The organism is Prevotella sp. C561 (genome assembly GCF_000224595.1).
Classification (GTDB): Bacteria; Bacteroidota; Bacteroidia; order Bacteroidales; family Bacteroidaceae; genus Prevotella; species Prevotella jejuni.
Window position 1 is genome coordinate 1 of record NZ_JH114192.1, and the last position, 1,078, is coordinate 1,078.

The 1,078-nt window shown below is 39.9% G+C and carries 1 protein-coding gene; it reads left to right on the forward strand.

Annotation, left to right across the window (positions count from 1 at the left end):
* Window positions 1-431 precede the first annotated feature (431 nt).
* A complete protein-coding gene (tssD, locus tag HMPREF0666_RS15890) occupies window positions 432-830 on the forward strand; it encodes a type VI secretion system tube protein TssD (protein WP_004384141.1) in 399 nt (132 codons plus the stop codon).
* The last annotated feature ends 248 nt before the right edge of the window (window positions 831-1,078 follow it).

The following is a 1,078-nucleotide window of genomic DNA, read 5'->3' on the forward strand; positions in this document are numbered from 1 at the left end:
CTCAGACAGAATGACATAATGACAGGGAGAGACAGAGGGCACAGAACAATTGGAGATTTTAATGTTCTCAGACAGAATGACATAATGACAGGGAGAGACTGAAAGCTCTTACATAGACAGAATGATACAAACACAAAGAGTGGATGAGGGGTAGAATAAATATGGCTTTGAATGTGTATAAGATATTAAACCTTTGTTATTTAATGTTGTATCAATTGCTTTTATGAAATTATATGATTACTTTTGACAACGAAAATGACAACAGATTGCAAATCTTCCTCTTCTTCCAAAGAGCAAGACTGTTTTACAGCCACACGCAGAGGAGACTTCAAAACGTTGTTAGGGGTTTTCTCTTTTTTGTTTCTCATACGTGAGGGAAATTAAGATGACCTCGTTTTCTTATTTTTCTAACTACTTTAAAATTATCTATCATGAGTTCATTTAGAGCAACATTGGAATTAGGTGGCAAGGAGTACGACGTACTCTATTCTAACTACGAGTTCAGTCGTACGACTGACAAGAAGGGTCAGCCTGCATCAAGTATCTCTGGTGGTCGTATCAGCGTCACTATCGAGTCTACTGATGACACTTCTACTATCGAGGCTATGCTCAACAGTCAGTTCAAACCTGTTGAGGGTAAGATTGTTTACAAGAAGAGTGAGGAGGATGCTAAGATGAAGGAGATTTCTTTCAAGAATGCTTACATCGTTCACTACAAGGAGACACTCGACGTAAACAACGAGGCGCCGATGACCATCGCGATGACCTTCTCTGCTGAGAATATCACCGTGGGTAATGCCGAGCTCGATAACCGCTGGCCTCGTTCATAGGTCTAAGAAACTTAAGGACCGTGTCGGGCTACGTGCTTGACATGGTCCTTTTAGCTTTCTATTTAGGTCTCACCGCAGTAGGACATACCTATAAGCAGCTGAGGTCGCCACCTTATTATATATAGGGCACAAATCTTATCAAATAGCTTTTCAGCCTTAATTACCTCAAAAAATATATTCAATGGCAATACCTTTTAATCCCATCTCCATCACTATAGGAAAGGATGGACTTTCTTCTTTTAAATCAC

Coding starts and splice junctions, on each gene's coding strand:
- tssD (WP_004384141.1), top strand. CDS start 432: ATGAGTTCATTTAGAGCAACATTGGAATTAGGTGGCAAGGAGTACGAC.